At 62.6% G+C, this 13,555-nt stretch carries 10 protein-coding genes and 1 pseudogene; 6 read left to right on the top strand and 5 right to left on the bottom strand.

The genetic code is table 11. From position 1 onward, the window contains the following. Nucleotides 1-5: 5 nt before the first annotated feature. A complete protein-coding gene (gene topA, locus NKI08_RS00970) occupies nt 6-2,621 on the bottom strand; it encodes a type I DNA topoisomerase (protein WP_352613807.1) in 2,616 nt (871 codons plus the stop codon). Nucleotides 2,622-3,068: 447 nt separating this feature from the next. Beyond that, nucleotides 3,069-3,448, bottom strand: a pseudogene (locus tag NKI08_RS00965) (COG4315 family predicted lipoprotein). A 188-nt stretch (nt 3,449-3,636) separates the two neighbouring features. Here NKI08_RS00965 and NKI08_RS00960 point away from each other — a divergent pair. Beyond that, on the top strand, nt 3,637-4,383 hold the full coding sequence (locus tag NKI08_RS00960) for a cytochrome c biogenesis CcdA family protein (protein ID WP_352471765.1): 747 nt from the start codon (nt 3,637-3,639) through the stop codon (nt 4,381-4,383). Between the two features lie 24 nt (nt 4,384-4,407). On the opposite strand, the gene NKI08_RS00955 is transcribed toward NKI08_RS00960, so the two are convergent. Continuing rightward, nucleotides 4,408-5,301, bottom strand: a complete 894-nt coding sequence (locus NKI08_RS00955) for an SDR family oxidoreductase (protein WP_352766709.1) — start codon at nt 5,299-5,301, stop codon at nt 4,408-4,410. A 129-nt stretch (nt 5,302-5,430) separates the two neighbouring features. Here NKI08_RS00955 and NKI08_RS00950 point away from each other — a divergent pair, with 129 nt between their 5' ends. After that, complete coding sequence (locus NKI08_RS00950; RefSeq protein ID WP_352766707.1) at nt 5,431-6,378, top strand: AraC family transcriptional regulator; 948 nt, start codon at nt 5,431-5,433, stop codon at nt 6,376-6,378. 130 nt (nt 6,379-6,508) lie between these two features. Then, entirely contained in the window at nt 6,509-7,870 is a 1,362-nt protein-coding gene (gene glmU, locus NKI08_RS00945) for a bifunctional UDP-N-acetylglucosamine diphosphorylase/glucosamine-1-phosphate N-acetyltransferase GlmU (protein WP_352502465.1), read from the top strand. Nucleotide 7,871: 1 nt separating this feature from the next. Here glmU and NKI08_RS00940 read toward each other — a convergent pair whose 3' ends face one another. Further along, nucleotides 7,872-8,165 (bottom strand): hypothetical protein, encoded by a 294-nt coding sequence (locus tag NKI08_RS00940; RefSeq protein ID WP_352471802.1) that lies wholly within the window; start codon nt 8,163-8,165, stop codon nt 7,872-7,874. 287 nt (nt 8,166-8,452) lie between these two features. Here NKI08_RS00940 and glmS point away from each other — a divergent pair, with 287 nt between their 5' ends. Next, the gene (gene glmS / locus NKI08_RS00935) at nt 8,453-10,276 is read left to right on the top strand and encodes a glutamine--fructose-6-phosphate transaminase (isomerizing) (protein ID WP_352502467.1); all 1,824 of its coding nucleotides are present in this window, start codon (nt 8,453-8,455) and stop codon (nt 10,274-10,276) included. Nucleotides 10,277-10,356: 80 nt separating this feature from the next. Continuing rightward, nucleotides 10,357-11,109: a DUF502 domain-containing protein gene (locus tag NKI08_RS00930; protein WP_352766705.1), complete on the top strand. Its 753-nt coding sequence runs from the start codon at nt 10,357-10,359 to the stop codon at nt 11,107-11,109. On the opposite strand, the gene recG is transcribed toward NKI08_RS00930, so the two are convergent. After that, the gene (gene recG, locus NKI08_RS00925) at nt 11,061-13,169 is read right to left on the bottom strand and encodes an ATP-dependent DNA helicase RecG (protein ID WP_352766703.1); all 2,109 of its coding nucleotides are present in this window, start codon (nt 13,167-13,169) and stop codon (nt 11,061-11,063) included. The genes NKI08_RS00930 and recG overlap by 49 nt on opposite strands. A gap of 91 nt (nt 13,170-13,260) precedes the next feature. Here recG and NKI08_RS00920 point away from each other — a divergent pair, with 91 nt between their 5' ends. Continuing rightward, entirely contained in the window at nt 13,261-13,548 is a 288-nt protein-coding gene (locus NKI08_RS00920; RefSeq protein ID WP_352471754.1) for an FAD assembly factor SdhE, read from the top strand. Nucleotides 13,549-13,555 lie beyond the last annotated feature (7 nt).

Below are 13,555 nucleotides of genomic sequence, written 5' to 3'. Positions count from 1 at the left end.
CCGTCCTATCCCTTTTTCCTGGCCGCCGGTTTTTTGGCCGCAGCCGGTTTCTTCGCAGGCGCGGCCGCTTTGCGGAAGGGCTTCCTGGCACCGTTGCCGCCCTTGGCTTCCTTTTCCGCAATGAGCGCCACCGCATCCTCGATCGTCACCGATTGCGGATCCTTGCCCTTCGGCAGCGTCGCATTGACCTTGCCGAAATTCACATAAGGCCCGTATTTGCCGTCGCGCACGACTATGTTGCCGCCGCCGGCAGGATGCTCGCCTAGTTCCTTGAGCGCAGCGGCTGTGCCGCCATTGCGGCCGCCTTTGCCCTTCAATTGCTTCTCGGCGATCACCGAGACGGCGCGATTGAGGCCGATCGAGAACACGTCCTCGATGCTGTCGAGATTGGCGTAGGTGCCGTCATGCAGCACGAACGGCCCGTAGCGCCCCAGCCCGGCCGAAATCATCTTGCCGGATTCCGGATGCTTGCCGACGTCGCGCGGCAGCGACAACAAGGCGAGCGCCTTTTCGTGATCGATCGAATCGACCGTCCAGCCCTTGGGCAGGCTGGAGCGCTTGGCATCCTTGCCGTCGCCGCGCTGGATATAGGGGCCGAACCGGCCATTGCGCAGCGTGATCTCCTCGGCGGTATAGGGGTCCTTGCCGAGCACTTTGGTGCCGTCTTCACCACCGCCGTTCTCGCCATTGGGATTGGCGGCGTCGCCGAGCTGGCGGGTGAAGGAGCATTCGGGATAGTTCGAACAGCCGACGAAGGCGCCGAACTTGCCGAGCTTCAGCGACAGGTTGCCGGTGCCGCATTTCGGACAGATGCGCGGGTTCGAACCGTCTTCCCGCGCGGGAAAGACCAGCGGCGCCAGTTCCTCGTTCAATGCATCGAGGACGTCGGTGACGCGCAACTCCTTGATGTCGGCGACGGCGCCGGAAAAATCCTTCCAGAAATCGCGCAGCACGTCCTTCCATGCGAGCTTGCCGTCGGAAATCTCATCGAGCTTTTCCTCCAGCGAAGCGGTGAAGTCGTACTCGACATAACGCTCGAAGAAGCTTTCGAGGAAGGCCGACAATAGCCGGCCCTTGGCCTGCGGCACCAGCTTGCGCTTGTCGATGGTGACATAGTCACGATCCTCGAGCGTCTTCAGGATCGCCGTATAAGTCGACGGCCGGCCGATGCCCAACTCTTCCAGCTTCTTGATCAGCGAAGCTTCCGAATAACGCGGCGGCGGCTCGGTGGTGTGCTGGGTGGCGTTGATCGCCTCGCGTGTGAGCTGCTCGCCGGCACGGATCTCGGGCAGGCGGCGGCTTTCCTCGTCTTCCGAATCTTCTTCCTTCTGCTCGATGTAAGCGGCAAGGAAGCCGTCGAAGCGAACAACCGAGCCTACAGCGCGAAGCTCGGCGGTGCGCGGGCCGTTGACTGCCTCGATCTCGACCGTGGTGCGCTCTATCTCGGCCGGCTGCATCTGGCTGGCGATGGCGCGTTTCCAGATCATCTCGTAAAGCCGCGCCTGGTCAGCGTCGAGATACTGCCTGACGGAAGCCGGCGTGCGCATGAAATCGGTCGGACGGATCGCTTCGTGCGCCTCCTGGGCATTCTTGGCCTTGGCGGAATAGTAGCGCGGCTTTTCAGGCAGGTATTTAGGGCCGAATTCCTTGGCAATCGCATCGCGCGCGGCAGAGATCGCCTCCGGCGCCATCTGCACGCCGTCGGTTCGCATGTAGGTGATCAGGCCGGTGGTCTCACCGCCGATCTCCATGCCCTCATAGAGCCGCTGAGCCACCTGCATGGTGCGGTTGGCCGAAAAGCCGAGGCCCGATGAGGCTGCCTGCTGCAGCGTCGAGGTGGTGAAGGGCGGCCCGGGATTGCGCTTGGTCGGCTTGGCTTCGACCGACGCCGCCTTGAAGCTGGCGCCTTCGAGCATCGCTTTGATGTCGTCGGCCTGCGCCTTGTTGGAAATGTCGAGCTTTTGCAGCTTCTTGCGCTCGAAGGCGGTCAGCCGCGCCTCGAAATTATCCTTGCGCGGCGTACCGAGAATGGCGGCGACCTGCCAGTATTCCTCGCGGATGAAGCGCTCGATCTCGGATTCGCGGTCGCAGACCAGACGCAGCGCCACCGACTGGACGCGGCCGGCGGAGCGGGCGCCGGGCAGCTTGCGCCACAGCACGGGCGACAGCGTGAAGCCGACCAGATAGTCGAGCGCACGGCGAGCGAGATAGGCATCGACCAGCGGCGCATCGATCTGGCGCGGATTGGCCATCGCCTCCAGCACGGACGCCTTGGTGATGGCGTTGAAGACGACGCGGCTGACCGGCTTGTCCTTCAACGCGCGCTTTTGCTTCAGCACTTCCAGGACATGCCAGGAGATCGCTTCGCCCTCGCGGTCCGGATCGGTGGCGAGGATCAGCCCGTCGGCGTCCTTGACCGCCTTGGCGATATCGGCGAGACGCTTTCCAGACGCGGTGTCGACGGCCCAGGACATGGCAAAGTCCTCATCCGGACGCACCGAGCCATCCTTGGCCGGCAGATCGCGGACATGGCCGAACGAGGCCAGAACCTTGTAGTTCTTGCCGAGGTACTTGTTGATTGTCTTCGCCTTGGCCGGCGATTCGACGACGACGACGTCCATACGGTCTCATATCAGTTGTGATGCGGCAGAAGAATTCCGCTGCGCGCGACGAAATCTCGTTCAATGTGTCGCTCACATGGCCGTGCTTTTGCATCCGGTCAAGGCCAAGCAGTCAAAATGCGGCCCTGTACCGAATGCGCAACCCAACGGCGCGCCATGCGATTTCCGCAATCCTGGACAAGGGAAATGAGCAGCCTATCGCTGGACAAACCCGGCAATTGATCCTGGAGAACGGGACAAACTCTCCCGCGGATATAAGAGAAACATCGAGCACGCGCCAGCCCTGCTTGAACAGATGCTGTAAAGCGCGCAATCGCTTGCCCGGCATTTTGCTCGGACAGTCGCAAGGAAGTACCGTGCTGAAAAGCTGGCCGCCGGGGCGGTTGGGTCGAGTTCCCAGCGACCAGCCGTGTTGCTGCCTGTTACAGCCGATCAGAAGCTCAAGGCCTAGTCGGCCTTGGCGATATGCCAGACGCCGCCGACACCCTCGCCGGTCACGTCGCCGGCCTTCTTGTCCTTGATGAACGTGTAGAGCGGCTTACCTTCGTAGGCCCACATCCTGGTGCCGTCGGTGCGGTCGACGATCGTCCACTCGCCCTCGGCCTTGGCGTTGGCGTCAGCCTTCAGCGGCGGCCAATTGGCGGCGCATTTGTCGTAGCAGTTCGACTTGCCCCCGCCTCGTCCTTGTCGTAGGTGTAGAGCGTCATGCCGCTGGCGTCGGTGTAGATCTTGGTGCCGCCGACCTCCGCTTCCTTCCACGCCTCGGCAGCGAAGGATGCGGCAGTGCCGAGCAAAAGCGCGGCCATGCCAATTGCGATCGTTTTCATGGACTTCTCCCTGGGTCATTTCGAAAAGCGTGCGGAACAACGCAGTTTCGTTTGATCAACGCTGCCTGGCTGCCCTTTCTTCCCGGGCGGGCGCCGACTTGCTACCCAATGTGATGGGGCCACGCGATGGTGATTGGCGGACGGCTGTTGTCGCGGCTATATGGCTGCGCAGTCATCGGGAGACGGAAATGGCATTGGACGTCGGCTATGTCAGTGCGATCGGGGCGGGAGCAATTTCCTTCCTGTCCCCCTGCGTGCTGCCGCTGGTGCCGCCTTACCTGTGCTATATGGCCGGCGTGTCGGTCGACGATTTCCGCGGCGAGGCCGGCATTACGGCAAAGGCCGGCGCGCGAGGCGCGCTGATTAATTCCTCAATCGCCTTCGTGCTCGGCTTCTCGACCGTCTTCGTCGCGCTCGGCGCCGGCGCCTCGACCATCGGCCATTTGCTGCGAGTCTGGCAGGAGCCGCTGGCAATGGCGGCAGGCGTGCTGATCATCCTGATGGGGCTGAATTTCCTCGGCGTACTGCGCATCCCTTTGCTTTCACGCGAGGCGCGCTTCCAGTCACAAGGCAAGCCGGCCAGCCTGATCGCCGCTTACGTCATGGGCCTGGCCTTCGCCTTTGGCTGGACGCCCTGTATCGGCCCGGTGCTGGGGCCGATCCTGACGCTTGCCGGCGGCCGCGAGACGGTGGGCGAGGGCGCGCTGCTGCTCGCCGCCTATTCGCTCGGCCTCGGTATTCCCTTCCTCGTTGCGGCGCTGTTTTCAGGCGCCTTCATGCGCTTTCTCGGGAAATTCCGCGTCCATCTCGGCCGCGTCGAAAAGGCCATCGGCGCGTTGCTGGTGGTCGCCGGCGTGTTTTTCCTGACCGGCGGCGTGCAGGCGGTGTCCTATTGGTTGCTCGAGAATTTTCCGGTGCTGGGGCAATTGGGATAGGTTTGCCGCCCGACATGGGTCTGTTCAGCCTTCGAAATAGCCCGGCTGGTCGATATCAGCGATCAGCCCGGGTCCGCTCGGCTGCCACCCCAGCAGCGCCTGGGTCCGTTCGCTCGAGGTCGGGACATCCATCGCCGCGAACATAGCGAACCAGCCAAAATGATCGGCGGCTTCTTCCGCGGACTTGGCGACGACCGGCACGTTCAGGCGCCGGCCGATCACGCCGGCGATGTCCTTGAACGGCACGCCTTCTTCGGCGATCGCGTGATATCGCCCGCCATCGGCTCCATGCTCGAGCGCAAGCCGGTAAACGCGGGCGGCATCGAACCGATGCACGGCAGGCCAGCGATTGAGCCCTTCGCCGATATAGGCCGACACGCCCTTCTTGCGAGCGAGGTCGATGAGAATAGGAACAAAAGCGTGGTCGCCTTGGCCATGGACCGACGGAGGAAGGCGCACAACCGACGCGCGCACGCCGCGTGCCGCCAGCGCGGCGGCTGTCGCTTCGGAGGCGCGGGGATACGAAGCGGAAGATGGGACAGGCGCATCTTCCTCGGTCGCGATACGGCCCCGCGCCTGGAGCGCGGTCCCGGAGGTGACGAGCAGGGGCCGCTCGGAGCCTTCGAGTGCACCGCCCAAGGCCTCGATGGCGCGCCGGTCCATCTCGCAATTTTGCGCGAATTTCGAGAAGTCGTGGTTGAAGCCGGTATGGATCACTCCATCAGCTGCCGCTGCGCCCCTGCTGAGGCTTTCGAGGGCTTCGAGGTCACCTCGATGCACCTCGGCTCCGGTGGCTGCAAGCGACTTGGCCGACGCCGCCGAGCGGGCGAGGCCGAGCACCTGATGGCCGGCGCCGATGAGTTCTTGAACGACGGCAGAACCGACGAATCCGGTCGCTCCGGTAACGAAAACACGCACCACGACTTCTCCTTGTTCGTTTCTGGCCACGACCATTTTCGCGGCTCAGTTGTGTCGTGATAGGCGCTTGAGAAAATACGATCTATGCGGTAAAGTCCGTATTATCTTCGCAATCGTCCGGAATGACCTGTGGATCCCCTTTCAGATGTGCTCTCGCTGCTGAAGCCGCGAAACTATATGTCGGCCGGTTTCGATGCTGGTGGTGAATGGTCGATCCAGTTCCCCGACCAGCAGCAAAGCATCAAGACCGGAGCGGTGGTCTCCGGCCGGTGCTGGCTGTCTGTGGAGGGTGTTGCTGACGCAGTGCGCCTTGAGACGGGAGACAGCTTCTTGCTGCCGAGTGGACGGCCTTTCCGCCTTGCAAGCGACATGAGCTTGACGCCTGTTGAAGCCGTCAAGATTTTTCCGCCTGCGCGAGCCGGCGGGGTCGTGACCCACAATGGCGGTGGTGATTTCTTTCTGGTCAGCAGCCGCTTCGCGCTTGGCGGCAATCATGCCGGCATGCTGTTGCGGATGCTGCCAGCCATTGTGCATATCCGCAAAGAGTCGGACCAGTCGGCGCTGCGCTGGTCTGTGGAGCGGATGATGCAGGAGCTGCGCGAGCCGCAGCCGGGCGGCTTTCTGATGATCCAGCACCTCGCCCACATGATGCTGGTTCAGGCGCTGCGGCTGCATCTTTCGGAAGGATTGAAAGGTGGCATCGGCTGGCTCTTTGCCCTCGCGGACAAACAGATCGGCGCGGCGATCAGCGCCATGCATGACGATCCGGCGCATGGCTGGACGCTACAGGAACTGGCGGAACGGGCCGGCATGTCGCGATCGACCTTTGCGCTCAGATTCAAGGAGACGGTTGGCGCGTCGCCGATGGACTATTTGACGCGCTGGCGAATGCTGCTGGCTGGCGACCGGCTGACGAATTCCAGCGATCCCGTCGCCGTCATAGCGCTTTCGCTCGGCTACGAATCCGAAAGCGCCTTCAGCACAGCCTTCAAGCGGGTCATGAACTGTTCGCCACGGCAATACGGCCGTGGCCGAGCCCCCAGCTTCGCATCACGCAACGAGGCGGAAGCCGCCTGAGCCGATCGGCTTGAGCGTGTCGCGGGTTGGAGGTTCCACCGTCTCACCGGAATTTAACCGCATTGGTGCAGCATGGCGCCGGTGCTACTAACGCTTCGATTCCAGACCCCTTTCAACGGTTGCTGTCCCCATGAGCCAGAGATCCTGCCTGTCCATCATCCTCGCCGCCGGTGAAGGCACGCGCATGAAGAGTGCAGTGCCGAAAGTGCTGCACACAATCGCGGGCCTGCCGATGGTTGCCCATGTCGTCAAGGCGGCCGAAGCCGCCGGCAGCGGCGAATTGGCGCTGGTGATCGGCCATGGCGCCGATGAGATGCGCAAGGCTGCACTCAAGTTTGCGCCGAAGGCCGAGGCTTTCGTTCAGGAAAAACGTCTCGGCACCGCGCACGCCGTGCTTGCCGCACGTGCAGCAATATCAAAAGGTTATGACGATATCTTGGTGATGTTTGGCGACACGCCGTTGATCGATCCGGAAGCGCTCGCGGCGGCGAGGCTGAAGCTGGCGGAAGGTGCGGCCGTCGTCGTGGTCGGCTTCCGTACGGAAAATCCTTCGGGCTACGGCCGGCTTATCGAAAAGGCCGGCAAGCTCGTGGCCATCCGCGAGGAGAAGGACTGCTCGGACGAGGAGAAAAAGATCACCTTCTGCAATGGCGGGCTGATGGCGGTCGCCGGCAGGCACGCGCTGAAGCTGCTCGATCAAGTCGGCAGCAAGAACGCCAAGGGCGAGTATTATCTCACCGACATCGTCGAGATCGCCGCTGCCCAGGGACTTGATGTCGTCGCCACCGAAGCCAGTTTCGAGAACGCGCTCGGCATCAACAACCGTGCCGAGCTTGCCCAGGCGGAAGGTATCTGGCAGCAGCGCCGGCGGCGCGAGGCGATGCTTTCTGGCGTTACGCTGATCGCGCCCGAAACTGTGTTCTTCTCGCACGACACCGAGATCGGCGCCGATACGGTCGTCGAACCCAATGTCTGGTTCGGGCCGGGCGTGAAAATCGCGACGGGGGCCAAGATCCATGCCTTCAGCCATATCGAAGGCGCCACCATCGCGTCGAATTGCGATGTCGGGCCGTTCGCGCGGCTGCGGCCCGGGGCCGATCTGAGAACCAAGGCCAAGGTCGGCAATTTCTGCGAGGTCAAGCAGGCGATCGTCGAGGAGGGCGCGAAGGTCAACCATCTGACCTATATCGGCGATGCCCGCATCGGTGCCGGCGCCAATATCGGCGCCGGCACCATCACCTGCAATTATGACGGCTATTCGAAATTCTTCACCGATATCGGCGAGGGCGCCTTCATAGGCTCGAACTCCTCGCTGGTGGCGCCGGTGTCCATCGGCAAGGGCGGCTACATCGCCTCGGGCAGCGTCATTACCGAAAGCGTACCCGACGATGCGCTGGCTTTCGGCCGCGCCCGCCAGCGGACTCTACCCGGCAAGGGCAAGGAGTTGCGAGAGCGTTTTTCTCAGGCCGCGGCGGCCCGCAAAAAAGGGTAGACTAGCGGAACTCGGCGACAAGCTGGATTTCGCCAACAATTGCATCGTTGAAGGCCGACAGGTCTTCGGCCGGGATCCAGTATTCCAGATGCGCCCGGCTGCCGGCATGCTGGACGCTGTAACGATCCAGAAAGCTGCGACGCACCTCGAAACGCGTCACGAAACCTGATCCGCTCGCGGGCACGTTCCAGTCTCGGGCGATCTGGGTGGCATAGGCCTCGCTGGTAACCGGATAGAAGATCGGCTGATCGGCAAGTCGAGGAGGAAAGGCGCGCATCCCTGCCCTCTGGATCAACTCCAGTTCGCGGGGACCAACCGGACGCCAAAGCGTCACCGTGTCAATTCGTTCGTTTATAGCCGCATCATGTCTTTGACTGATTTCTGGAGCCGTTGAGCCGAGATAGGATACATAAGCGGAGAAACTGAGCAATTGCAGTAACCGGATTGCAAGTGCGCCCTGTCATGGTGCATCTGTGCAGGATAGTCCGGCTGATACCGGACGAAATGGAATGTGATTTTTCGCGACAGCCCGGCAGTCTCTAAATAGCGCCGGGTTTGAGGTCGGAATCGGGGGCAAGCGCCATGTGCGGTATCGTTGGAATTGTCGGTGACTCGCCGGTCGCGCCGCTTATCGTCGATGCGCTGAAAAGGCTCGAATATCGCGGCTATGACTCGGCCGGCGTCGCCACGATCGAGCACGGCAGGCTTGACCGCCGCCGCGCCGAGGGCAAGCTGGTCAATCTCGAGCGCCTGCTGAAGGACGAACCGCTCGACGGCATGATCGGCATCGGCCACACGCGCTGGGCCACGCATGGCGTTCCGAACGAGAGCAATGCGCATCCGCATTTTTCCGACGGCGTCGCCATCGTCCATAACGGCATCATCGAAAATTTCGCCGAATTGCGCGACGAGCTGATGCGCGACGGCTACAGCTTCGCCTCGCAGACCGATACCGAAGTCGTCGCTCATCTGGTGGCGCGCGAACTGGCCAGGGGGCTGAAGCCGGTTGAGGCGGCGCACAAGGCGCTGAAGCGGCTGGAAGGCGCCTTTGCGCTCGCCATCATGTTCAAGGGCGACGAGGATCTGATCGTCGGCGCGCGCAATGGCCCGCCGCTCGCGGTCGGTCATGGCGACGGCCAGATGTTCCTTGGCTCCGACGCCATTGCGCTTGCCCCTTTCACCAATTCGATCACCTATCTGGAAGACGGCGACTGGGCGGTGGTGCGCCGCAACGAGGTCGATATCTTCGACATGGGCGGCAACAAGGTCGACCGCAAACGCCAACAGTCGCTCAGCACGAGCTTCATGGTCGACAAAGGCAACCGCCGCCATTTCATGGAAAAGGAAATCCATGAGCAGCCGGAAGTGATCTCGCACACGCTGGCGCATTATGTTGATTTCATCAGCGGCGTCTCGAAGCCGCTCGACCTGCCGTTCGATTTCGCCAAGATCGACCGGCTGGCGATCTCAGCCTGCGGCACCGCCTATCTCGCCGGGCTGATCAGCAAATACTGGTTCGAGCGCTATGCGCGGCTGCCGGTCGACATCGATGTCGCTTCGGAGTTCCGCTATCGCGAGATGCCGCTGTCGAAGAACGATGCCGCTTTCTTCATCTCGCAATCGGGTGAGACCGCCGACACGCTGGCGTCGCTGCGCTACTGCCGCAAGGCCGGCATGAAGATCGGCGCGGTCGTCAATGTGCGCGAATCGACCATGGCGCGCGAATCCGACGTCATCCTGCCGACATTGGCCGGCCCGGAGATCGGCGTCGCCTCGACCAAGGCGTTCACCTGCCAGCTTTCCGTGCTGGCCTCGCTGGCGGTGCGGGCCGGCGTGGCGCGCGGAACGATTTCGCAGGAGCACGAGAAAACGCTGATACGCGAGCTGTCGGAAGCGCCGCGTTATGCCAACCAGGTGCTAAAGCTCGACGGGCAGATCGAAAAGATCGCGCGCGACCTCTCGCACTACAAGAATGTGCTTTATCTCGGCCGTGACACCAATTTTCCGCTGGCCATGGAAGGTGCGCTGAAGCTCAAGGAGATCTCTTACATCCATGCCGAAGGCTATGCTGCCGGCGAGTTGAAACACGGCCCGATCGCGCTGATCGACGAGAACATGCCCGTCATCGTCATCGCCCCGCATGACCGCATCTTCGAAAAGACCGTGTCGAACATGCAGGAGGTGGCGGCGCGCGGCGGCAAGATCATCCTGATCACCGACAGCAAGGGCGCCGCGCACGCCACGGTGAAGACGATGGAGACGATCGTTTTGCCGGATGTGCCGGAAATCATCTCGCCGATCATCTACGCACTGCCGATCCAGATGCTCGCCTATTTCACCGCCGTGTTCATGGGCACGGATGTCGACCAGCCGCGCAATCTGGCGAAATCGGTAACGGTGGAATAGGTCTCGTTTAAAAACTTCGCCATTCCAAAGCGCCTTGGGGTTCAGTAGTGTCGCGCTGCAAACACACGCTGCGGTGAACCATGTCGGATGCTCTCAAGACCTCAGGCATGACCCGGCTGAGAAACTATTTCCTGACCGGCTTCGTCGTTTGCGCGCCGCTGGCGATTACCGCCTACATTGCCTGGTCGCTGATCGGCTGGGTCGATTCCTGGGTGAAACCCTACATTCCGGTACACTACAATCCGGACACGTACCTGCCGTTTCCAGTGCCGGGTTTTGGGCTGATCGTTGCCCTGATCCTCATCACCTTCATCGGCTTTATGACCGCCAATATCGTTGGCCGCGCCATCGTCAGCTTCGGCGAGCGCCTGCTTGGCCGCATGCCGCTGGTGCGCGGCATCTACCGTTCGCTGAAGCAGATTTTCGAGACCGTGCTGTCGAACAAGGGCGACATGTTCCGCCAGGTCGGGTTGGTCGAATATCCGCGCAAAGGGGTCTGGTCGCTGGTCTTCGTCGCCAGCGAGAAGGAAACCGAGATCAACCAGAAGCTCGACCGGGAAGGCGATCCGCTGATTGCCGTATTCATGCCATGTACGCCCAACCCGACGACGGGCTTTCTGATGTATGTGCCGAAATCCGACATTGTGCTGCTCGACATGACAATCGAGGACGGAGCCAAGCTGATCGTGTCGGCCGGCTTGGTGGCGCCGGCGGTCAAAATGGTGACGGTGAATGGCGAGCAGATCCACGGCGCGCTTGCCAATCCGCCGCTCGACACGATGCCTCAGCCGGCACGCAGGAGCCGCACGGCCTCGTCGCGGCCGAACAGATAGAGCAACAGGCGCAGCGCCGTGCCGCGTTCGGACTGCAATTCCGGATCGCGCGACAGGATCAGCCGCGCATCGTCGCGAGCGGCCTCGAGCAGGTCGGCATGCGCCTCGATGCGCGCCACCTGGAAGCCCGGCATGCCGGACTGGCGGGTGCCGAGCAACTCGCCTTCGCCGCGCAGCTTCAGATCCTCTTCGGCGATACGGAAGCCGTCCTCGGTCTCGCGCATCACCGACAAACGGCGTTTTGCCGTCTCGCCGAGCGGGTCCTTGTAGAGCAGCACACAGGATGAAGGCTTGTCGCCACGCCCGACCCGGCCACGCAATTGGTGCAACTGGGCGAGGCCAAAACGCTCGGCATGCTCGATGACCATGATCGTCGCATCAGGCACATCGACGCCGACCTCGATGACGGTGGTGGCGATCAGGATACGGGTGTCGCCCTGCTTGAAGGCGCGCATCGCATCGTCTTTGTCGGTGCCTTTCATGCGGCCGTGCACCAGGCCGATGCGGTGGCCGAACAGCGGCTTCAGCGAGGCAAAACGGTCCTCGGCCGACATCAGCTTGATCTCCTCGGATTCCTCGACCAGCGGACAGATCCAGTAGATTTTCTGGCCATCGGCGACGGCGTCGAGCATGCGTCCGATCAGTTCGTCGAGCCGTCCAAGCGGCAAGGTGACGGTGCGGATCGGCTGGCGGCCGGCCGGCTTTTCCGTCAGCTTCGACACATCCATGTCGCCGAATGCAGTCAGCACCAGCGTCCGCGGTATCGGCGTTGCTGTCATCACCAGCATGTCGGGCGCATCGCCCTTGGCGGTAATAGCAAGGCGCTGATGGACGCCGAAACGGTGCTGCTCGTCGACGACGGCGAACACGAGGTCACGGAACGTCACCGTTTCCTGGAACAGCGCATGGGTGCCAACGACGATGTCGATGTCACCATTGGCCAGCCCGGTCAGCGTGTCGGCACGCTCGCGGCCCTTTTCGCGACTTGTGAGGACGGCGACACGCAGGCCGGCCCGTTCCGCCAACGGCGCAATTGTTGCCAGATGCTGGCGCGCCAGGATTTCGGTCGGCGCCATCAATGCCGCCTGGCCGCCGGCCTCGACGGCACGCGCCATGGCAAGCAGCGCGACCACCGTCTTGCCGGAGCCGACATCGCCCTGCAAAAGGCGTAGCATGCGTTCGGGGTCACCGAGATCGGCGTTGATTTCGGCAAGCGCCATTTCCTGCGACATGGTCAGCGAATAGGGGAGTGCCACGCGCAGTTGTTCGACTATGCGGCCGTCGCCGACCAGTGGCCGGCCAGATAATCGGCGGACCTTGGCCCGCACCAGCGCCAGCGATACCTGGCCGGCCAAGAACTCGTCATAGGCAAGGCGCCGCCACGCTGCGCCGTCGACAGAGACGTCGATCGGGTCGGCAGGATTGTGGATGCGGTTGAGCGCATCGCTAAAAGCAGGAAAGGCGTGGCGGCGCCGGAACTCACCGTCCTGCCATTCGGGCAGCACCGGCAGGCGGGCCAGCGCCTGGCCGATGGCCCGACGCAGCACCTTGCCCGAGAGCCCGGCGGTCAGCGGATAGACCGGCTCGACCAGCGGCAGGTTTTCCGCGTCGCCGGCAAGTGCGATATGGTCGGGGTGAACCATGGTCGGGCGGCCGTTGAACCATTCCATGCGGCCGGAGACGACGACATGCTCGCCTACGGGCATTGCTTTTTCGAGATAGGCGGCATGGGCATGGAAGAAGGTCAGCGCGATCTCGCCGGTGTCGTCATGGGCGTAGACCCGGTACGGGACCGACCTGTTGCCGCGTGGCGGCGGCTGGTGGCGGTCGATGCGGACGTCGAGCGTAACGATGGCGCCTTCCTCCGAGCCGGCGATGCCAGGCCGGTTGCGGCGGTCGATGACAGTATGCGGCAGCACGAACAAGAGATCCCCGGCGCGCGCGGCCCGGTCGCCGAGGTCGGCTGCTACGACTTTTTCGATCAGGGCGCCAACTTTTGGCCCGACCCCGGCAAGCGAGGTGATCGGGACAAACAGCGGATCGAGGAGGGAGGGACGCATGATGTCAGCTTATGTTGCGGCGACTGTAGCGCAAGGCTGACACCGCCTTCTATCCACGCTATATGCGCCGCCTGGGCAAGGATGTTGCAAGATGACCGGAACGAAACGATCAAGCGAGGGGCTCGATGCCCGCCGCCGCAAGCTTCTGTTTCGTTCGTGGCACCGCGGCATGCGCGAGATGGACCTTATACTCGGCAGCTTCGCCGATGCCGAGATCGGCGCCTTGACCGGCGACGAAATCGACCAATATGAGAGGCTCCTCGACATTCCCGACACCGAATTCCTGCCTCTCGTCACTGGCGAACGCCCGGTTCCGGCGGATATCGACTGTACCGTCCTGCAAAAAATCCTGGCTTCGCGCCGGGAAATGACCTTCTGAACAACGT

The sequence above is a fragment of the Mesorhizobium sp. M0768 genome, assembly GCF_040320195.1.
Lineage (GTDB): Bacteria > Pseudomonadota > Alphaproteobacteria > Rhizobiales > Rhizobiaceae > Mesorhizobium.
Note: the sequence above shows the minus strand (reverse complement) of the source record. Positions and strands in the feature narration are given on the sequence as shown.